This window comes from Metabacillus malikii (assembly GCF_030813355.1).
Lineage (GTDB): Bacteria > Bacillota > Bacilli > Bacillales > Bacillaceae > Metabacillus > Metabacillus malikii.
The window spans coordinates 108,695-130,786 of record NZ_JAUSUD010000010.1; the positions used below are offsets into that span (position 1 = coordinate 108,695).

At 38.2% G+C, this 22,092-nt stretch carries 11 protein-coding genes; 9 read left to right on the forward strand and 2 right to left on the reverse strand.

The window, feature by feature from the left end:
• Positions 1-63: 63 nt before the first annotated feature.
• From J2S19_RS11595 to J2S19_RS11625, 7 genes are all read left to right on the forward strand, one after another.
• Positions 64-6,153 carry an immunoglobulin-like domain-containing protein gene (locus J2S19_RS11595; protein ID WP_307341708.1) on the forward strand — a complete coding sequence of 2,030 codons (6,090 nt, stop codon included), beginning with the start codon at positions 64-66 and terminating at the stop codon, positions 6,151-6,153.
• A gap of 83 nt (positions 6,154-6,236) precedes the next feature.
• Positions 6,237-8,477, forward strand: coding sequence for a family 43 glycosylhydrolase (locus J2S19_RS11600; RefSeq protein WP_307341710.1), 2,241 nt, complete (start codon positions 6,237-6,239; stop codon positions 8,475-8,477).
• Between the two features lie 13 nt (positions 8,478-8,490).
• Complete coding sequence (locus J2S19_RS11605; protein WP_307341713.1) at positions 8,491-12,351, forward strand: family 43 glycosylhydrolase; 3,861 nt, start codon at positions 8,491-8,493, stop codon at positions 12,349-12,351.
• 498 nt (positions 12,352-12,849) lie between these two features.
• Positions 12,850-14,460, forward strand: a complete 1,611-nt coding sequence (locus tag J2S19_RS11610; protein ID WP_307341716.1) for an extracellular solute-binding protein — start codon at positions 12,850-12,852, stop codon at positions 14,458-14,460.
• A 201-nt stretch (positions 14,461-14,661) separates the two neighbouring features.
• Positions 14,662-15,519 (forward strand): ABC transporter permease, encoded by an 858-nt coding sequence (locus tag J2S19_RS11615; protein WP_307341814.1) that lies wholly within the window; start codon positions 14,662-14,664, stop codon positions 15,517-15,519.
• An 18-nt stretch (positions 15,520-15,537) separates the two neighbouring features.
• Entirely contained in the window at positions 15,538-16,440 is a 903-nt protein-coding gene (locus J2S19_RS11620; protein ID WP_307341719.1) for a carbohydrate ABC transporter permease, read from the forward strand.
• Between the two features lie 73 nt (positions 16,441-16,513).
• The gene (locus J2S19_RS11625) at positions 16,514-17,167 is read left to right on the forward strand and encodes a YesL family protein (protein WP_307341722.1); all 654 of its coding nucleotides are present in this window, start codon (positions 16,514-16,516) and stop codon (positions 17,165-17,167) included.
• A gap of 77 nt (positions 17,168-17,244) precedes the next feature.
• Here J2S19_RS11625 and J2S19_RS11630 read toward each other — a convergent pair whose 3' ends face one another.
• Positions 17,245-18,516: a BaiN/RdsA family NAD(P)/FAD-dependent oxidoreductase gene (locus J2S19_RS11630; protein ID WP_307341816.1), complete on the reverse strand. Its 1,272-nt coding sequence runs from the start codon at positions 18,514-18,516 to the stop codon at positions 17,245-17,247.
• Positions 18,517-19,076: 560 nt separating this feature from the next.
• Here J2S19_RS11630 and J2S19_RS11635 point away from each other — a divergent pair.
• Both J2S19_RS11635 and J2S19_RS11640 read left to right on the forward strand, forming a co-directional pair.
• Complete coding sequence (locus tag J2S19_RS11635; RefSeq protein WP_307341724.1) at positions 19,077-20,705, forward strand: putative polysaccharide biosynthesis protein; 1,629 nt, start codon at positions 19,077-19,079, stop codon at positions 20,703-20,705.
• Between the two features lie 248 nt (positions 20,706-20,953).
• Entirely contained in the window at positions 20,954-21,682 is a 729-nt protein-coding gene (locus tag J2S19_RS11640; protein ID WP_307341727.1) for a pseudouridine synthase, read from the forward strand.
• 136 nt (positions 21,683-21,818) lie between these two features.
• Here J2S19_RS11640 and J2S19_RS11645 read toward each other — a convergent pair whose 3' ends face one another.
• The gene (locus tag J2S19_RS11645; protein WP_046590011.1) at positions 21,819-22,040 is read right to left on the reverse strand and encodes a DeoR family transcriptional regulator; all 222 of its coding nucleotides are present in this window, start codon (positions 22,038-22,040) and stop codon (positions 21,819-21,821) included.
• Positions 22,041-22,092: the final 52 nt, after the last annotated feature.

Genomic DNA, 22,092 nt, shown 5'->3' on the forward strand with positions numbered 1-22,092 from the left:
GATAGGTTTACATAAGAGTTAGATTAATTTAATAGACTATACCAGTTAATAGGAGAGTGCAATATGAAACATAGGAAAAAGCTTTCCATCGTTGTATTAACAGTTCTGTTTTTACAAACGATTATAGGTGTTTATCCACAGTCACTATTTGCTGAAGAAATCCCTGAGAAAAACCCTAGTCTATTACTCCATTACGATATGAAAACAACAAATCAAAATGGTGGACAACTTATAATGAAGGACGTGTCACCACAGGCAATGTTTGATGGAAAAGTGGTTAATCAGGAAAATGGTCAAATTCTAAACAACAATGAGGTTGGTTACATCTCATTTAATGGAGGGAACTCAAACTCCAAAAGTGCATACGTCGAAATTCCGAAGGCGAATGATGGCACCGATTTATTAGCCGGCTTAGAAGATGTTACGATCTCGACTCTTTTTAATTGGGAAAATGATGGCCAAAATCGGTGGTTATTTGGTTTAGGGACTGTAACTGATGATGCAGAAAATGGCAATAAATATTTCTTTGTTACCCCACGCCATGGATCTGGGGATGTTGTAGCAACAGGCATATCAAAAGCAGGCTGGCGGAATGAATCACTTGTCAAAGGTACTGCAGCAATCTCTGCAAATGAATGGCAAGTCGCAACAGTTGTGTACTCAGGAACGACAGATACGATTACTTTATATGTAAATGGCAAGAAGGCAGCAACCGGTTCAGCCGGTGGAAAGAAGTTAGCTGAAATTATTGATTCGAATTCGGGTTATTCTGGCTTTATCGGAAAGTCCATTTTTAAAAATGACCCATTTCTACAAGGGATGGTCGGTGATTTTAAAGTGTTTAATGGTGCGCTAACGGATAAACAAGTAGAAGCAGTCTATCAAGAAACAGCCTCGAAAATAAATAAACTTAATCAACTTACATTAGAAGATGCGGTCACATCATTAGAACTCTCAAGCTATGTCTCAAAAAATGACGAAGTATCTAGTATTACTGGAGATGTTGCACTGCCGCAAAAAGGAAAGCATGGAGTAGAGATAAGCTGGTTATCAAGTAATCAGGAAGTAATCTCAAATGAAGGAAAAGTAACAAGACCACTTGAAAAAGATGCAAAGGTTGAACTGACAGCTACAGTTACTTATAAAGAGCTAACAGCAACAAAAACATTTAAAGCAACTGTAAAACGAGAGTCTTCAAATAAGGAAAAGGTGAAGCAAGATGCAAAAAGACTCACCATTCCAAATCAAAATCAAATAAAGGGAAATATCCATCTCCCAACAACGGGAGAACATGGTTCAACCATTCAATGGACATCATCACATCCGGAGATTATTCAAGGCTCTGCACAGTCTGAAACTGATGACAAGAAGCTAGGCTGGGTTTCTAGGCCGGAAAAAGATACAAAAGTTACCTTAACAGCAACGGTCACAAATGGTGATGAAGTCGCCGAAAAGAAAATCAAGGTAACAGTCGTGAAGAAACCTGGTAAAAAAGAGTATGATGCCTATTTCTTTTCATATTTCACAGGAGAATATGAAGGAGGCGAGGAAATTTCTTTTGCAATTGCAGAGGACCCATTGAAATGGCGTGCTTTGAATAATGGACAATCAATTCTGCAATCCTCTATGGGTGAAAAGGGACTGCGTGATCCGTTTATTATCCGCTCACCTGAGGGTGATAAATTTTATATGCTTGCAACAGATTTGAAAATGGGTGAGAGTACAAATTTTGACCAAGCGCAAATAACTGGAAGCCACTCGTTAATGATTTGGGAATCAGATGATTTAGTAAATTGGAGTGAGCAACGAATGGTGGAAGTTGCACCAAAAACAGGTGGAAACACTTGGGCACCAGAAGCAATTTACAATGAGAAGACAGGTGAATATGTTGTCTTTTGGGCATCATCAATGAAAAATTCCGAAACGTATGGCAATTATCCAAATGGTAGACCACAAGGACAATATAATGTCATGTACTACGCGACAACAAGAGATTTTCATACCTTCTCGGAACCGAAAGTCTTTATTGATGAAGGCTTCCCAACGATTGACACAAGCTTTGTTCAGCATGACGATACATTTTATCGCTTCACTAAATCAGAGGTCAATTACAAAGTTTACTATGAGAAAGCCTCAGACATTTTTTATGACGCAGATGGTATCGAAGAAAACGGCTTCCAATTTGACGAAATTGCCGGAACAAAATCTGGAAACACTGGATTAATTGGACATCAAGGTAATAATGAAGGACAAACTGTTTTTAAAGATATTCATGAAGACAAATGGTATATGTTCCTCGATTCATGGCCATATCATGTTAGATGGTCAACTGATCTTGAGGATGGGGAGCAATTTGTGAAAAATCTTCTTCCAGAATCAGAATACGCACTACCACCAGGACCACGTCATGGAACTGTTATCCCGATCACAAAGGACGAACTGAACGCACTCGAAGCTAAATACGGTGTGAAAGGCCCTGAGCAATCAGATACACCAGTCGTCCATTACACATTTGATGAAGACGATGTAGAAGGAACAGTTGTAAAGGATGTTTCTGAAAATGGCTATGATGCTAAGTTAGTAGGTGGGTCGGTAATCGATCAAACGAATACTGTCGGTAAATCTAGTGGTGCTGTCAAACTTGATGGAAAGACTGGTTATGTCGAATTACCGGAAAATCTTATTAAACAATTAAACTTAGAAAAAATGACCATGTCTACATGGGTACAGATTGGTCAAGACCAACCGAATCAACGAATCTTTGATTTTTCATCAAATACAGGTCGTACCGTCAACCGTAACACGATGTACTTAAGTACAAAGGGAGACCAAGGGAATCTTGAATTCGCCATTGTCACACCATTTACAGAAAAATTTGCGAATCAAAACTCCCTACTAAACAGCAATTATAAATATGCTGTTAGAGCACCACAGCTGACTACATCAACATGGCACCATGTGGCCATGACGATTGAGGATTACGATGCGGTTTTATACGTTGATGGAAAAGAAGTCTCTAGAAGCTCAACATTCAATGTTGAACCAAGAATGTTACTTGAAACAACAATGAACTATTTAGGAAAATCAAGTAAGGATGGACATCCATTTTTTAATGGTTCATTTGATGATTTCCGCATTTATAACCGTGCCCTGCCAGCAGATGAGATTGCTAGTTTAGCAGATGCGGAAGTTCCAACAACTCCACCAGAAGAGGAGCCTGAGGCTGTTTCATTAATCGTTGACTATGATATGACGAACATTGATGGCACAGTTGTAAAGGACAATACAGGAACGTTTGACGGGAAATTAATTAATCCTAATCAAGCTGATGTTATGAAAGGAAATGATGCAGGTGCTCTTCATTTCAAAGGTGGTAGTACAGCATCATACATCGAATTGCCAGAAGGTATTTTAGATAATCTTGACAGTGTGACCATTTCTTCTTTAGTGAATTGGAAAGGTCAGCAAGAAGCAGAGTGGATTTTTGCTTTAGGTCAAGACCAGAACAAATATTTATTTACAACACCGAGCAGGAATTCAGGCGATCGTTCTGCACGTGTAGGCTTAGGAGTGACAAGCTGGAATAACGAGGCAGGAGCAAATGCTACGTCAGGTCCGGTAAAGGCAGATGAATGGAAGCTCGTAACAGCAGTTATGGATGGAAAAGAAGAGACGCTAACATTATACATTGACGGACATGAGGTTGGGAAAGGCCCAACGAATGGATATACATTAGATGCGATAAAAAATCAGGATGGCGTTAGCGGCTTCATCGGAAAATCATTTTACTCAGCTGACCCGTATTTTGGTGGGATGATTGCAGATTTTAAAATCTATGACGGTGCATTATCGCAAGCAGAGATTAGTAGCTTACAAGCTGAGGCAAAGACGAAAATTGAGAAAATGGATGGAATTCTCTTGCAGCATCATGCAAAACAGCTAAACTATGATGATTTTTTAGGGGAAAACATAAGTAAGGATGAAGTGACAACAAATCTAGATTTTTCAAACAAAGGTGAGAACGGGATTACAATCACATGGGATTCACAATATCAAGATTACATTTCAAATGAAGGTATCGTAAAAAGACCAACATTTGAATTAGGCAACAAATCAGTTGTCATTACCGCAACGTTATCAGATGGCAAACAAACGATTAAGCGGGAATTTCCTGTAACTGTCGTAAAGAAACCAAGTGATGAGGAAGCAGTTAAAAATGATGCACGCCAACTGATTGTCCATAATATTGATGATGTACGAGGAAACATTACTTTACCAACATCAGGTTCTGAAGGCTCAACAATTTCTTGGAAATCAAGTCATCCAGAGGTTATTACCTCAACAGGTGAAGTAACCCGTCCAGCTAAAGGTGATCAGGCGGTCAAACTGACAGCAACGATAACGTTGAATGGAGCTGTCGTAACAAAAGGCTTCATCGCAAATGTAAAGGAGCATCCTAAGCAAGAAAAGTATGAAGGCTATGTGTTTAGCTATTTTACCGGTGAAGGCTACGAAAACGGTGAACAAATTTACTTTGCATTAAGTGAAGGCAATAACCCGCTTAAATGGCAAGAGCTTAACAAAGGGGAACCGGCCTTAACGTCTGATTTAGGTGAAAAGGGATTACGTGACCCATTTATCATTCGCTCACCAGAGGGAGACAAATTTTATCTAATAGCAACAGACTTAAAAATTTATGGAAACGGCAATTGGGATCGCGCCCAAAGACAAGGAAGCCGTTCCATTATGGTTTGGGAATCAACCGACTTAATCAATTGGTCTGAACAACGAATGGTTGAGGTTTCTCCGGAGGAAGCGGGCAATACATGGGCGCCGGAAATTTTTTATGATGATTCGACAGGTGAATATATTGTGTTCTGGGCTTCTAAATTATATGAGAATGACCAGCATACCGGTGATAGCTATCAACGGATGATGTATAGCAAAACGCGAGATTTTTATACATTTACAGAACCACAAGTATACATGGATACGGGCTATTCAGTCATCGATACAACGATGATCGAGGATCAAGGTAACATCTATCGCTTCACAAAAGATGAACGCGGGAACTCAACAGAATCACCGAACGGCAAATTTATATTTCAAGAGGTAGGCAAATCCGTACTAGACCCAGATTTTACGATGATAAAAGAAGGCATCGGTAAAGGAGCTATTGCTAGAGGGGAAGGTCCAACGATTTTTAAATCCAATATAGAGGAAAAATGGTACATGTTTATTGATGAATTCGGTGGAAGAGGCTATGTACCGTTTGAAACGACAGATTTACAATCAGGTGAATGGACAGTACCTAGCGATTATCAACTGCCAAAACGTCCACGCCACGGCACAGTCATTCCTGTCACAAAAACTGAACATGAAGCATTACAACAAAATGTCCCAACGGTTAAAAAACCAAATCCTGAAAAGGAAGTGGAAGAAATTTCATTGGAACAGTCAACTATACAGCTAATTGCTGGAGAAAAGCTGAAATTATCTGTAAACATCTCTCCAATAGACGTCTCGAATAAGGGCATGGTTTGGACTAGCAGCAATGAAGATGTCGTAACAGTTGACGACAACGGGACCATAACAGCACTTAAAGAAGGTGAAGCCACTATATCGGTAGCTTCAACGAGTGGAAATGCGGTTGCATTTACAGATGTCATGGTAAAACGGAAAACAACTGATGAAGAAGAACCGCCTGTACCAGGGGAAGGTGAAGAGCCGCCTGTACCAGGGGAAGGTGAAGAGCCACCTGTATCAGGGGAAGGTGAAGAACCGCCTGTACCAGGGGAAGGTGAAGAGCCGTCTGTACCAGGGGAAGGTGAAAATCCTCCAGCATCAGGAGAAGAGGAAGACCCGCCTACACAAGGAGAAGGAGAGCTGCCGGCATCGGAAGACGGGGACCCAACAACAGGAGGAGATGGTGGTGCAACTCCCAACATTGAAAATAATGAAGAGCATGTAATGTCAAATGACAAATCTGATACATCAGTACAAGAAGGGACGAGACAATCATCATCGATAAACAAAAATAAATTCTTCAACAAGCTCCCAAGTACAGCGACAAACGTATATAACCTGATGATGATTGGCCTCGCTATTGTAGCAATAGGGTTTTATTTAAAAAGAAGAATACAAAAACAATAGAGTAATATAGGATGCTAGCTTCTAAGATATTGCTTGGAAGCTAGTAAATTTCTACTAATAACAATCTGTAAAGGAGGAAAATCATGAAGAAACTATTATTAATAGTAATTTTATTTGTATCCGCTTATCTTTCGTTCTCAGCCATTTCACATGCGGATAATCCTGTCATTAAAGATAACTTTAGTGCAGACCCAGCAGCACTTGTCCACGACGGGAAAGCTTATTTATACGTCGGGCATGACGAAGCAAGTCCGAATGGGAATTTTTTTGTGTTAAAGAAATGGAGTATTTATTCTTCGTCGGATATGGAAAATTGGGAATTGGAGGGGTCACTCCCACGTACAGCTTTTGAATGGGCAAAAAATGATTCAGCATGGGCATCACAAGCAATTGAAAGAGATGGCAAGTTTTATTGGTATGTTACTGTCCTTAATGGTGACAGTGACGACCCTGGCTATTCTATTGGTGTCGCTGTTTCGGACCATCCAGTTAATGGCTTTAAAGATGCAATTGGGAAGCCGTTAATTACGAATAAAATGACGAAAAGTCCAGAAAGTATGGGAGCAGAGGCTTGGGATGATATCGACCCGACAGTTTTTATAGATGACGATGGACAAGCATATTTATATTGGGGAAATACGCATCTTTATTATGCAAAATTAAAGGATAATATGATTGAAATAGATGGGGAAATACATCAAGTTACGATCGATAACATGCCTGGTACTTTTACAGAAGCACCGTGGTTACATAAAGCGCATGGCAATTATTATCTCTCGTTCGCAATGAATTATCCTGAAGAGCTTGGTTACGCAATAAGTGATAGTCCGACAGGCCCGTGGGAATATAAAGGGAAGCTTATGGATGCACTTGCGAGTGATAGTAATGACAAGGCGGCGAGTAATACGAGCCATCAAGCATTCTTGCAATTTAATGACGAGTGGTATTTTATTTACCATACAAGTGCTCTGCCAACAGGTGGCCAATATCGTCGTTCTGTAGCGATAGAAAAATTTCAATATAACGAAGATGGGACGATTGATAAAATTATACCGTCAGCATCAGGGGTTACAAGTCACAGCTATGCGATTCAGTCTTTTGATGATAAGAAGCGATATATTCGACATTTAGCAGGTGATGTTCGCATGGATCCAGTTGGTTCAGAGGTGTTGGATTCAAAGTGGCATCTTGTTAAAGGGCTAGCAAATGACGGTGAAGAATACATTTCATTTCAAGCTGAGCACAAACCAGGCTTTTATTTAAAGAGAGAAAATGATGAGATTGTATTGGCCAAGCATGATGGAACGACAGAATTCATGGAGGAAGCGACCTTTAAAGCTGTACCAGGCTTGGGTGATAAAGAGTGGACTTCCTATCAATCGTACACAGATGAGACATTATATTTAACAGTACAAGAAAATTATAGATTAGGCTTGAGTACAGCTACATCTGAAAAGCAAAGAAATATCGCCACCTTTACGGTTGTGCAAGCTGATATTGAAGGAATTACATTAAATAAAAGTTCGTTATCGCTTATCGAAGGAAATGTAACAACGATTCAAGCAACAGTAAAGCCAGCAAATGTGCTTCAAAATAAGTTAGTCATTTATTCAACAAATCCTGAAATCGTTACGGTATCATCACAAAACGAAAAGGAGGGTGTATCAACCTTCACCGTTAAAGGACTAGCCTCAGGAGAAACAGATATAGTGATAGAAACAGAAGACGGTCGGTATACAGAACGAGTAAAAGTTCAAGTGAATCAAAAAGAGGCAGTTCCGTCTGAACTGAAAAATGTTGAGATCTCGACAAATACAAAACAAAAACAAGTACTTGTTACAGGAGAGCTCATCGAAGGTGAAGGAAAAAATGTCACGGTCAAGGTCATATCTCCTAATGGTGACTTGGAATATATCGATCAAGCGCTAGTAGATGATAAAAATCATTTCGCTTTTCAATACACAATAAAGTCTAAACAAAATGGAAAATATCAAGTGTCAATAGGTGCAACAGATTTGAGTGAAATCTATCAAACAAGCTTTATGTATACGAAGAAACCTGAACAACCTGACAATGACGGGAAACCGATAAAACCAGATGATAGTGATAAACCATCGAACGATAAAGGTAACGACGAGGCTGAGAAGGACAAGGATTCTGAATCACAAGACAAAGACAATGAAACAAACGACAAGCATAAAAATGATGGGCAGCAGAAGCTACCTAATACAGCGACAAATCTATTTAACTACATGCTAGCAGGTCTCGTTATGCTATTGGTAGGTACATTCATCTATATTAGTCAAAAAAGAAAAAAGGTGTAGAGGAGGCATTAGTGTGATAAAACTAAAAAAATATCTATCGCTATTAGTGATTTTTGTAGTGTTCGTAAGTATTTTACCAACAGGCTACCCACAAATTAGTCATGCCGAAACGAAAGAGATAGACGATGAGATACTATTGTGGTATCCATTCACAGACGCTGAAACGACTAATGTCATAAAGGATGCATCAGGTCATGGGCATGATGGAAAACTAGTCAATGATGCGAAAATTACAATGACTGAAAAAGGCGGTGCTGTTGAATTAGATGGAAATCAAGACTATGTTGAATTACCTGCTAATATTTTGGATGGCTTGACAGATGTGACGATAAGCAGCTGGGTACATCTCGACGAGCTGAAGGATTGGGCTTCATTATATAGCTTTGGTAACTTCAAAGGTAATGAATCAAATTTTACAGTATTAAATTTTGCTCCAAAGGGTGGAACAAATGCCAGTGTTCTAGAACTCATTACAGGTAATTTCACAACCTTTCACACTGCAGAATCGCCGGTGTTAAAGGAACAGGAGTGGGTCCATGTTACAACAGTGCTATCGGGTAAAGAAAAAACAATGTCAACATACCTAAATGGAGTACTACAAAAAACTATTGATTTCCCAATGAATGTGAATGACATCAACTCGGCTCAAAACTATATAGGTTGGGCACAGTTTCCTTGGGAGCAAGAAGAAGGTAAGGGACTGAATGGAAAGGTTGCAGATTTCCGTATTTACAGCAAAGCACTAAGTAAAGCTGAAATAAGAAACTTAGCAGAAGTCGAGCTAGTGATCGAATCTGTTGAAGTAACCAATATCATCACTGTTAGAGGGAAGCAGCCTAAATTACCTGCAACTGTTTCGGCACAATTTGCTGACGGAACTAAAGAACATGTACAGGTAGAATGGGATGAAGTAACGGAACAGATGCTAAAAAATCCAGGTGAACTAACAATTCATGGGACGATTGAAGGCACTGCAATCAAGGCTATTGCAAACATTATGATAACAGAAGAAAACACGATTACTTCATTAGAAACTGTTACATTATCAACGGTGGAAGGTGAACTTCCGAAGCTACCAACACATGTGCTAGCAACTTATCTTGATAAAAGCACCGAAGAAGTGGCTGTTAATTGGGAGAAAATTGACCGTGAAGAATTGAATAGAGTAGGTACAATGTTAACTGTCCAAGGCACTGTCGAAAACACGGAATTACGAGCGCAAGCTAAAATCTATGTAACTTCGAAACTTTCGGGTGAATTAGTTACTTGGTATAAGTTTGATAGCATTGAAGGGAAAATTGTTTCCGATTTATCTGGTAATCAACAAAATGCGCAAGTAAATAACGGAGCGACGATTAGCGAGACTCAAACAAAGTCAGGAATTGATTTAAAAGCAAGTGACAAACAATATGTTACTTTACCGAAAGGAATTGCAAGTGGTTTGAATGATTTCACGTTAACGACATGGGTTTACTTGAATTCAAAAACAGGTGACTGGGCTAGAATTTTTGACTTTGGTAATGGGGCAAATGCTTCAAAAATGTTTTTAACACCAAATCTTCGCCTTGATATGGACGGTTCAATCTTAACGGCTACATCGGGTTTACCGAAAGTTGGAGAATGGACACATCTAGCGATTTCGAAAACAGGAGATCAATATCGACTATACAGCAACGGAATCGAAGTAGGGAAAATGAGTGCAGCAACAAAGCCGGAAGATTACGGTGATACCCCGCATAATTTTATCGGTCGTTCAAACTATGCAGCAGATCCCTATTTAGATGGCAAAATTAGCGACTTTAGAATTTATAATAGAGGGTTAACAGAGGATGAAGTTGGCAAGGTAATAGCAGAATCGTATACAGACGCGGAAGCTGTAGCAAAAGCAAAAGAAAGCCTAGAAATTGGAGATACAACGAATGTCATTGCAAATATTGATTTACCGACAGCAGCAACTAATGGTGTAGCAGTTAAATGGGAATCAAGTAACGAAAACATTGTCTCAGCAGGTGGGAAGGTAACACGTCCAAAGAAACATGAACAAGATACAACGGTAACCTTAACTGCATCGCTAACGAAAAATGGCTATACAGACACAAAGGAGTTTCAAGTAACTGTTCTCGCAGATAATATTATATCAATAAAGGAAATAGATGTGATGACACCACTTTACTTTCCACCAAAGCTTCCAAATGTTGTTGAGGTTCAGCGCGCAGATGGAACGAATAAAGAGATGAAAGTATCGTGGGAAAAGGTTGATGAAAAGAAGCTTTCAAAATATGGTACTGTGAAAGTAAAGGGTAGTGTTTATGCGACAAAGCTAAAGGCTGTCGCAAATGTCCATATTGCAGAATTGGAGAAAATTGAGGACGTCCATGTTACTACAAAGATTGGCCAACAACCAGAATTGCCAGCTACTGTAACGGCGCATTATAGCAATGGTTTAACAGGAGAACTGAACGTAAACTGGAACAAGATAGCGAAAGCGGATTATACGAAAAAGGGAACATTTACTGTTGATGGTGTTGCAACAAACTATAGCTATTCTAATCCACTCATTGAACAGCGGGCAGACCCTCATATCTACAAACATACAGATGGGTATTATTATTACACAGCATCTGTACCTGAGTATAATCGGATTATTTTAAGAAGAGCGAAAACAATACAAGGTCTTGCAACAGCTGAAGAAGTTGTTATATGGGAAAAGCATTCAACAGGTGAGATGGCTGCGCATATATGGGCACCGGAAATTCATTTTATCGATGGGAAATGGTACATATATTTTGCAGCTGGAAGCTCTGATGACATTTGGAACATTAGACCATATGTCCTTGAAACTGAAGATAAAAACCCGTTAACAGGTACGTGGAACGAAAAAGGGATGATTCAAAAAGATGAGTCCGATACATTTTCATTTACAGATTTCTCACTAGATGCCACAACGTTTGAAAATAATGGAAAACGCTATTTAGTATGGGCGCAAAAACAAGCGGGGATTTCTAATTTATATATAGCTGAAATGGAAAATGCTTGGACAATCAAAGGTAAGCCTGTGATGATTTCCACCCCTGACTATGACTGGGAGAGGCAAGGTTTTTGGGTTAATGAAGGGGCAGCTATTATCAAGCGGAATGGAAAAATATTTATGACCTATTCTGCTAGTGCGACGGACGCCAATTATGCAGTCGGCTTGTTAGCGGCAGACGAAACTAGCGATCTATTAAATCCAAAATCATGGAACAAATCAACGCAGCCTATTTTTAAAAGCAATGAGGAGACTAGCCAATATGGCCCAGGGCATAATTCTTTTACAGTTGCGGAGGATGGTGTAACAGATCTTTTCGTTTATCACGCCCGCTCATATAAGGAGATTGATGGAGACCCTCTTTATGACCCGAATCGACATACACGTGTTAAAGCAATCACATGGAATCAAGATGGAACACCTGAATTAGGTATATCTCACGAAGATGGTGATACACAAGGTGTGAGCATAAATGTTAAAGCACATGTTACAGTAATGGATAATAGTCTCTATACAGTTGAAACAATATTTAATCAAAAAAAATTACAGGCAAATAAAGATTTAAATGCAAACATCCGAGTAGTAAATCACGGAAATGAGGAAGAAGAGCTAATTGGCGTCATTGCACTCTATAATGAGAAAAATCAACTTGTTAGTAATAACACCGTTACGAAAAGAGCACTTCCTAATCAAGAAACAATTTTCGATGTGAATTTAATGCTTCCAGAAAAACTTAGCGGTCATAAGGTAAAGGTATTCGTGTGGAAAGGATCCAGCATAGATAATACGACGATGGAACCAATCGCGAATGTGAGCGAAATGACGGAACAAGGTTCAAAAAAATAAGTGAAAAATTGATGTAGGAATAAATAACTGTTTATTCGTGAAATTTCTACAAAAACAATGAAAAACAAACAAAAGATATGCACTGCCGAAAATCGGTAGTGCATTATTTTTTTATTTAAAATATTTTTAAAAATTACTAGGTTATAATATCCTTGAAGTATATCTGTTCCTTGTAAAACAAAGGTTTAATGACATCGATTAGTATAATGTATTACATTTTTTGTGCCGAAAAGTAATTTGTCCACCTTCGAACATCTAATTTAAAAAAATATAAAAACTAAAAATAAGATATGTTTTATATGGATTTGTGAATTCTCATCAAGTTATTTAGTGGAGTAATATTAGGTTGTACACAGTTTGTAGAAATATAAGAATGTCAAGTTTTTTGCTTAGGGGTTAAGAGTGTGTAAAGTAACATTATTGAAACACCAAATGTAAGGGTTTTCATAAATGTTATTTTGATAATTAAAAGAAAAAGAGGGGAGTGTAAGGAACAAGATGAGAAGATTTACAAAAATGGCTTTAATCACTTTATTGAGTACAACGGTCGCATTATCTGGCTGTAACAACAATGCAGAAAAAGTAGAAACGACAGAAGATGGAAAGGTAGTATTAAAAGCACTCATCACAAAACATCCATTAACACAAGACTTAAAAAAGATGGAGTGGCTACAAGAAGCTGAGGAAAGAGCTGGTGTTGAAATTAAGTGGGAAGAAGTAACCGCTGACTGGGACCAAAAGAAAGGAGCGATGTTAGCGGCAGGTGATGTTCCTGATTTAATCGTTGGACCTAATGCAATTACTGATGCTGACTTTGTTAAGTTTACAGGGCTATTTGAAGATATGACACCATTAATCGATGAGCATGCGCCAAATATAAAGAAGATGTTTGAGGAAAAGCCAGAATTAGAGGCGCTTTCGACACAAAAGGATGGAGAAATTTTTGGCTTACCGAAATACCAACGATATTGGCCTGAAACAGCAACGAGACAGTTTATTAATCAGCAATGGTTGGATCATTTAGGGCTGGAAATGCCAACAAATTGGGATGAATTGTACGAGGTCCTTGTTGCATTTAAAGAAGAGGATGCAAATGGTAATGGCGATAAAAACGATGAGATTCCAATGGATTTTTCCCCTACATCAACAGTAGGATTTGGTCAGTTTCAACCGACTGTTCTTTTAGGAAGCTTAGGGATTACGTTAACAGATGTTAGTGGAGATGGAATTTTTGTTGAGGACGGCAAGGTGAAGAACTTCTTAATTGATGAACGGTATAAAGAGGTTGTTTCATTTTTAAATAAGTGTTGGGAAGCAGGGTTAATCAATTCGGAAGTGTTTACGCAGGATTATACGAAATATCAATCAGTTGCTCGTGGCGAAGGTGAAACGGCAAAGGTTGGATATACATATGGATGGGAAGTTACCGATCGATTTGGTAATACATTAGCACCTCAATATGCTTCAATGGCACCATTGCAAAAAGATGCATCATCTAACGAACAAGTTTCATGGAGCTATGACTATAACATGTTGAACTACGGCGTGAACTTTGTGCAAATGTCAGCGAAAAGCCAAAATAAAGAAGCAGCAATGAAGTTTATCAATGAGCTATATGACCCGAAAGTAAGTATGCAAGTATTATTCGGGTCGTTAGGAACGAATATTGCTGAAAATGAGGATGGTTCGTATGCTGTTCTACCTCCAGAGGATGAAAACATGGATCCAGGAACGTGGAAATGGACATCTACATGGGCGGACCATGGTCCAATGTATATATCAGATTCACTAAACTTAACGTTAGGTACAGATATGCAATCAGTTGGAGAGCAAACGAAACCGTTAGAAGAAGCGTTTAACAATATCGATTTAGAAAAGGACATCTTACCTAGAATGTTCATGAAATATACAGACGAAGATAACAATGCTTTAAGTTTAACAAATACAGAAGTTATGAATCTAGCAATGGCAAAGTATTCGGAATGGATTACAAAAGGCGGAATTGATAAGCAATGGGATGGATATGTTGAAGAGCTTAAAAAAATCGGTATTGATAAAAATACAGAAATTATCCAAAAATACTACGACGACTACTTAAGTAATAAATAAGCAAGCTGGTCAAATGTAGCCCCCTTATGAATTTGCAACTCGACGCAAGGGGGGTTCTTTTTCAAATAGCTCATAAAGGAGTTGAGATTAGTGGGGCTAGTTAACTCGCAAACGAAGCAATCGGATCCGATTGCGAATATCACAATTGAAAAAAAGCCAACAGTATTTAATACATTTAAACGAGATTATCAGTTGTGGCTAATGATTCTACCTGCGATTATCGTTGTCATTATCTTTAACTATATTCCAATGTACGGTGTGCAGCTAGCGTTTCGGGAGTATGATTTTACAAAAGGATTAACAGGTGGAGAATGGGTCGGGCTTCAATATTTTAAACAATTTATTGAAAGTCACATGTTTTCAGATTTAATGAGAAATACAATTTTTATAAGTCTAGCAACGATTATTCTTGGGTTTCCAGCTCCGATTATACTAGCTTTACTTATCAACCAAATTAAATGGAAGCGTGGTAAGCGGATTTTACAAACAACGGTATATTTACCTCACTTTATTTCAATCGTTGTTTTAGTAGGCTTACTAAACGTCCTCCTCTCACCAAATACAGGTATTATCGGTCATCTCATAAATGCACTAGGATTTAAAGATGTGAACCTATTAGCTTCGACAAATACGTTTGTGCCTGTTTATGTGTTATCAGACATATGGCAGCATGTTGGCTGGAACAGTATTATTTATTTAGCGGCACTATCAAGTGTTGATCCACAGCTATATGATTCGGCTAAAATCGATGGTGCAAATCGTTGGCAAATCATTCGGAATGTCGAAATTCCGGCAATTATTCCAACGATTATTATTCTCTTAATTTTAAATATGGGAACGATTATTAGTACAGGCTTTGAAAAAATCTTTTTAATGCAAAATCCATTGAATTTACCAGTTTCAGAGGTTATTGAAACATATGTCTATAAAATAGGGATTATTTCAAATCAATTTAGTTATGCTGCAGCGATTGGCTTATTTAATACATTGATTAATTTTGCACTTCTATTAACAATGAATTACATTGCAAAACGTTTTTCAAATATTAGCTTATGGTAAAGATTGAGGGGTGATTTGATGGAACTCGTGACGAAAAAAGGGAGAAAGGTGTCAGACTTACTGTTTGATATCGTTATCTATTTCATCTGTGCGGTCGTTTTTCTCGTAATTGCTTATCCATTATATTTTGTCATTATTGCTTCAGTTAGTGATTCAACCCTTGTCTCCACAGGAAAGGTATTGTTATTTCCGAAAGGGTTTAGTTTATTCGGATACCAAGAGATTTTCCAAGATGCAAGGATTTGGAACGGTTATAAAAATACGATGATTTATTCATTATTAGGTACGTTTGTAAATTTGCTGTTAACATTACCTGCTGCATATGTTTTATCGAGACAAGAATTTCGTGCGCGACGAGTGTTAATGTTCTTTTTCGTCTTTACGATGTTTTTCAATGGAGGATTAATTCCTACATATTTATTAATGAAGGATTTACAGCTCATTGATACGATGTGGGTGTTCATCATTCCATTTTCAGTCAATGTTTTTAATTTAATCATTACGAGAACCTTTTTTGAAAGTAATATACCAAAGGAAATGTATGAGGCAGCTTCAATTGATGGCTGTAGTCATTTTACATTTTTCTTAAAAATTGTACTTCCATTATCGAAAGCGGTTGTTTCAGTTATTGGTCTTTACTATTTAGTTTGGCATTGGAATGACTTTTTTACAGGATTGATTTATGTAAGAGATTATAGTATTCAGCCGCTGCAAATTGTGTTACGTGATATTCTCATCTCGAATCAAGTGTTCGCAGAAGGGGCTGGTAGTGGTGGTTCGGCTGGCGGCTATGCACAACGATATGCTGATCAAATTAAATATGGTGTCATTATCGTTTCTACTTTACCAATATTAATCGTCTATCCATTTATTCAAAAGTACTTTGAGAAAGGGGTTATGATTGGTTCTGTAAAAGGATGATTCCAGATTAATAGAAAGCTATTGAATGCTTGCGTCAGTAGCTTTTTGGCAAATATGTAGGAGGAGAAAAGGGATGGCTAATATAAGTGAATGGTATGTAAAATTAGGAGATTGGAGTTTGCGCTTATTTATCTTAAATCTTTACTGGATTTTCTTTACGATTGCTGGATTGGTCATGTTCGGTCTTTTCCCTGCTACGGTTGCATTATTTACCGTCACTAGGAAATTACTATTTGAAGAAAAGGAGGTACCGATTTTTCGGTCATTTTATCAAGCGTATAAGAAGGAATTTATTCGAGCGAATGGGTTCGGATTGCTCTGGTCCGTTTTTGGAATCTTGCTCATTATAGATTTAAGGGTACTTTATCAATTAAATACTACATTCCTGCATCAATCTCTATTAATTATTTTATATGTAATAATAGCCTTGTTTGTACTGTTGTCAGTATATATTCTACCAGTCTATGTACACTTTAATTTAAAGAAGCTAGAGTATATTAAGTATTCATTTGTATTGTTAATCGGCCGGCCAGTTCAGACAATTCTATTAATCGCGGCTTGTCTTGGGGTATCGTACATTATGTTTAGCTTTCCAGGGATTATTCCGGTGTTTGGTGCAAGTATCTTTAGTTTTATAACGATGAAGATTGCATCGCTATCGTTTCCGAAAATCAATCAGTTGGGTGAACATGAGCATCTTAATGAAGATTCATATAAAGCTACGTAAATCTTGATAGACAAGCTTGCGATGCCGATAACTTGAGAAAGGTTAATGATAAAAAATAAGAGGGGGAAATCCCCCAGCTACTTATTTTCTTTCGCATATTTCGCAGCATTCATTCCTGCTAATCTACCTGTTACGAGGGCTGATGTAATATTGTATCCACCTGTATAGCCATGAATATCTAAAATTTCTCCACTGAAATATAAGCCCTGTTTAAATTTTGAGGCCATTTCTTTAGGATGGATTTCCTTTACGGAAACACCGCCACCTGTTACAAATGCCTTTTCAAGTGGGAGGGTTCCGTTTACGGTGAATTCGAACCTTTTACAATCCTTCACAAAGGAACGGAGCTTTTCATTTGAAAGATTATCATACGTAATAAGTGGGTCGATTTGGTTTTTTTCTAGTAAAAATAATAAATAGCGTTCAGGTAGTAAGCCCTTTAAGCCATTTTTTATTGCCTTTTTGGAATCTTCTTTTAAATCTTTCACGATTTCTTGGAAAAGCTGTTCTTCGTTTTTATCAGGGATTGCATCGATACTAACGGTAATTTTGTTTGTTTTAAATTTTTTCATCGCTTTCACGACATATTGGCTGCATCGTAAAACAGCAGGTCCAGATATACCGAAATGAGTAAACAGCATGTCCATCTTGTGGGTAATAATTGGTTTCCCTTTAGGATTTAGAACGCTAAGTGCAACACTTCGTAAGGAAAGACCTTGCAATGCCTTTTCTTTAATAAACGGTTCATTTGATGTGAGTGGAACCTCGGTTGGGAACAATTCCGTAATCGTATGTCCTGCTTTTTCTGCCCATGGATAGCCGTCACCAGTACTGCCTGTATGTGGTACGCTTTTCCCGCCAACAGCAAGAACAACAGCTTTCGTTTTTAATACTTCACCACTTTCTAGTTCAACCGAAGTGACACTTGTCTCATCGTACATAATATCTTTAACCGGTTCATTTGTCCGAATCTCTACATTTAGTTTCTTTAACTCTGTTAGTAATGCATCAACGACTGATTGTGCTTTATCTGTAACAGGGAACATCCGGCCATGGTCTTCTTCTTTTAATTGAATACCGAGGTTTTCAAAGAAAGCAATAATATCTTCATTACTAAACTCTGAAAAGGCACTATAGAGAAATCGTCCGTTACCAGGGATATGTTTAATGATTTCATCAACAGGTAATCTGTTCGTGACATTGCAACGTCCACCACCTGAAATCGCAAGCTTTCGTCCGAGCTTATTTCCTTTATCTATTAAAAGGACACGAGCACCGTGTTCACCTGCAGCAATCGCCGCCATTAAACCAGATGGTCCTCCGCCAATGACTAATACATCATATGTCAACATTCATTCACTACCTTCATCATTCATTTATCTTCCTTATTATATCTGAAACCTTTGAAATACAAAAACGTCATAATTGAATAATATTAGAGTAATCTTTTAAATAGAAGAAACTTAACTAGGAGTTACCGCTATTCGGGGCAACATATGCTTGTCGTGGCTGAGCAAGGTGCTTCCGCTTTTCTGATTTGTCTAGCTTCAGCACCTAGCCCCTCGAGTCATAAGCCACAGCAGAATTGAAGGTAAAGAGCACCTTCTATTCTACTGCGTCTTATGCTTGTCGTGGCTGAGCAAGGTGCTTCCGCATTTCTGATTTGTCTAGCTTCAGCACCTAGCCCCTCGAGTCATAAGCCACAACAGAATTGAAGGTAAAGAACACCTTCTATTCTGTTGCGTCTTATGCTTGTCGTGGCTAAGCAAGGTGCTTCCGCTTTTCTATATTATTCGACAAAATCATCCCTTTTTTGGAAAATCAGGTATAGTTACTTATGGTATATGCATAAGATTGTGGTAAAATAGAAAAGTTGAATCTTCATAGAGAAGAATGGTGAGTAAGAAACATGTCGAATAGTCTATTAAGAGGTACATTTGTTTTAACGTTAGGTACATATTTATCGAGAATATTAGGAATGATTTATTTAATTCCGTTTGCGGCTATGGTTGGAACAGATGGTGGAGCCCTCTTTCAAACTGGATATGCCCAATATACAATTTTTCTAAGTATAGCAACAGCGGGTTTCCCTGCAGCTGTCTCAAAATTCGTCTCAAAATATAATGCAATCGGTGATTATAAAACTAGTCGAAAAATGTTTAAGGCCGGAATTATGGTCATGCTTTTGACTGGGCTACTTGCTTTTATCCTTTTATATTTGCTCGCACCTGTTTTTGCAAAAAGTGCTTTAGCAGATCAAAATATAAGTTCTATTACAGTCGATGATGCAGTTTTGGTCATTCGTATGGTCAGTATTTCGTTAATTGTCGTTCCGCTTATGAGTTTAATTAGAGGCTTTTTCCAAGGGCATCGCTCAATGGGGCCGACAGCAGTTTCTCAAGTAATCGAACAACTTGTACGGATTATCTTTCTATTAGTTGCGACATATCTTGTTTTAAACGTTTTTAAAGGCGGGCTTGTACTAGCTGTTGGTTATGCAACATTTGCTGCATTTATTGGGGCTATCGGTGGCTTGCTCGTTTTGTTTGGGTATTGGGCAAAAAGAAAGCATACGTTATTAGCGATGCAAGAAAGCCAAGTGTCTACTCCTGCGATTCCAATTGGAAAAATGTTTAAGGAAGTTTTTAGTTATGCAGGTCCATTCGTATTTGTTGGGCTCGCAATTCCTATTTATAACTACATTGATACGAATACGTTTAACCGTGCGATGATTAATGCCGGTTATAAAGATATTACAATTGCGATGTTTTCCGTATTATTGCTCTATGTTCCGAAGCTCGTCATGATCCCGGTATCACTATCGACGGCATTTGGTCTAACATTAATACCGTCTGTAACAGATTCATTTACAAAAGGTAATAATAAGCTGTTACATCATCAAATTAGCCAGACATACCAAATTATTATTCTTGTGACATTACCAGCTGTTGTCGGGTTATCGGTTTTAGCAGGCCCGGCATATAGTATTTTCTATCACGGTGTGTCAGAGGAAATTGGAAAGAACATCTTAATGTGGTATGCACCAGTTGGGTTGCTGTTTTCATTGTTTACAGTAAATGCGGCAATACTGCAAGGAATTAATAAACAGAAACTAGCCGTAATAAGCTTAGTACTTGGAATTATTGTGAAACTAGCCTTAAATACAACACTCATTGAAATGTTCCAAGGCGTTGGTTCGATTCTGGCAACGGCAGCGGGCTATGCTGTTTCATTACTATATGGTTTTGCGATGATAAAGAGACATTCAGGCTTTTCATTTAAGCTACTAGTAAAGCGGACACTTCTTATTTGTATTCTTTGTACATTTATGGGCTTGCTCCTTTCTGTTGTACAGTCGATAACGTCCATTTTCGTTCAGTATGAAGCTGGAATGATTGAGGCAGCGATAGTAGCCGGCATTTCCATAGCAATTGGTGGAGCTGCCTACTTATATTTAGCCTATCGTTCACACTTACTTGAAAAAGTTTTAGGGAACAAATTGAATCGTTTTTTACCTAAATCACGGGCAAGAGGATAAATCCAAAGTGAAGATGGTTACAATAAGAATGCTTACAAAAAGCTCGGTGCGACTACCGGGCTTTTCACGCATTTATTCCGGTGTAACCGTCTCGTAAGACTACTTACTCAAAACATGAAGTGAAAAGCAAAGGTGTTTTAGGTGAGGGATACTCAACTAACAAACAGTGGGGATGAACAAAATTCTCATTGAGTGAAGTTTCACTTTATCGATACATAACATTTATTAAGTCGAGGGGAGAATGGATTGTGAGAATAGATAAATTATTAGCAAATGTTGGCTTTGGAACACGCAAAGAGGTAAAAAAACTGTTGAAAACAGGTGTAGTCATCGCAGACGGTACTGTTGTGAAGGATGCGAAAACACAAGTTGATCCAGAAAACCAGCAAATTACTGTAAATGGTGAACCAGTTGTTTATAAAGAGTTTGTTTATTTAATGATGAACAAGCCCGCGGGATATTTATCGGCCACTGAAGATGACTATCAAGAAACAGTGATTGATTTATTGGAAATGGAGGATGCAGTATTGCAGCCATTCCCGGTTGGGAGACTTGATAAGGATACAGAAGGGTTGCTGTTGTTAACAAATGATGGCCAGCTTTCACACCAATTGCTTTCACCGAAAAAGCACGTCCCGAAAACATATTATGCAACAATTTTAGGTGAAGTCACAGAAGAAGACATAAACGCATTTAAACAAGGTGTCGAGCTAGATGATGGCTATGTAACAAAGCCTGCCCGCTTGGAAATATTAGCAGCAGGTAATCAATCAACGATACATGTCACGATTACAGAAGGAAAGTTTCATCAAGTGAAACGGATGTTTGAAGCAGTGGGCAAAAAAGTAACGTATTTACAACGAATTTCGATGGGGCCGCTCACTTTAGATGAAGCAGAGTTACGCTTAGGTGAATATCGTGAACTAACAGAGGAAGAAGTAGAAGCATTACGAAATGCAGAACCAATCGAATTATAAAAGGTAGTTTGGCAGGGAGACGCAATCGTTACCTCGGCGCAAATTGCCAGGAAAAATTAGATAGCGATAGAAAAAAGAGGAACCATTCATGAAGAAAGGTTCCTTTTATGTATGAGTAGCTTTTCAATTTTCATTCTTAAGAAGACATCTTTACCTTTTTCTTTGTAGTGGCCCATTTACCTCTTGTTGGGCTGTGAACCAAATCGTTATATGCTAACACATTTAAGTCACGCTGAATGGTTCTCGGTGTGATACCAAATTCATCAACAAGTTGCTGTGTGGTCACAGTACCACGCTCATTAATAAACATGTAGACAGATTTGATTCTGGTTAGCATACGGTTTGTTGAAGGTTTCAAAAAACCACTCCTTATCGTTTGATCGCACTGGCTATGCCGACTACAACCTTTC

Bases quoted from the DNA above. Each gene is read 5' to 3' on its own strand.
- J2S19_RS11600 (WP_307341710.1), top strand. From the start codon at position 6,237: ATGAAGAAACTATTATTAATAGTAATTTTATTTGTATCCGCTTATCTT.
- J2S19_RS11625 (WP_307341722.1), top strand. From the start codon at position 16,514: ATGGCTAATATAAGTGAATGGTATGTAAAATTAGGAGATTGGAGTTTG.
- J2S19_RS11595 (WP_307341708.1), top strand. From the start codon at position 64: ATGAAACATAGGAAAAAGCTTTCCATCGTTGTATTAACAGTTCTGTTT.
- J2S19_RS11620 (WP_307341719.1), top strand. From the start codon at position 15,538: ATGGAACTCGTGACGAAAAAAGGGAGAAAGGTGTCAGACTTACTGTTT.
- J2S19_RS11615 (WP_307341814.1), top strand. From the start codon at position 14,662: ATGATTCTACCTGCGATTATCGTTGTCATTATCTTTAACTATATTCCA.
- J2S19_RS11635 (WP_307341724.1), top strand. From the start codon at position 19,077: ATGTCGAATAGTCTATTAAGAGGTACATTTGTTTTAACGTTAGGTACA.
- J2S19_RS11610 (WP_307341716.1), top strand. From the start codon at position 12,850: ATGAGAAGATTTACAAAAATGGCTTTAATCACTTTATTGAGTACAACG.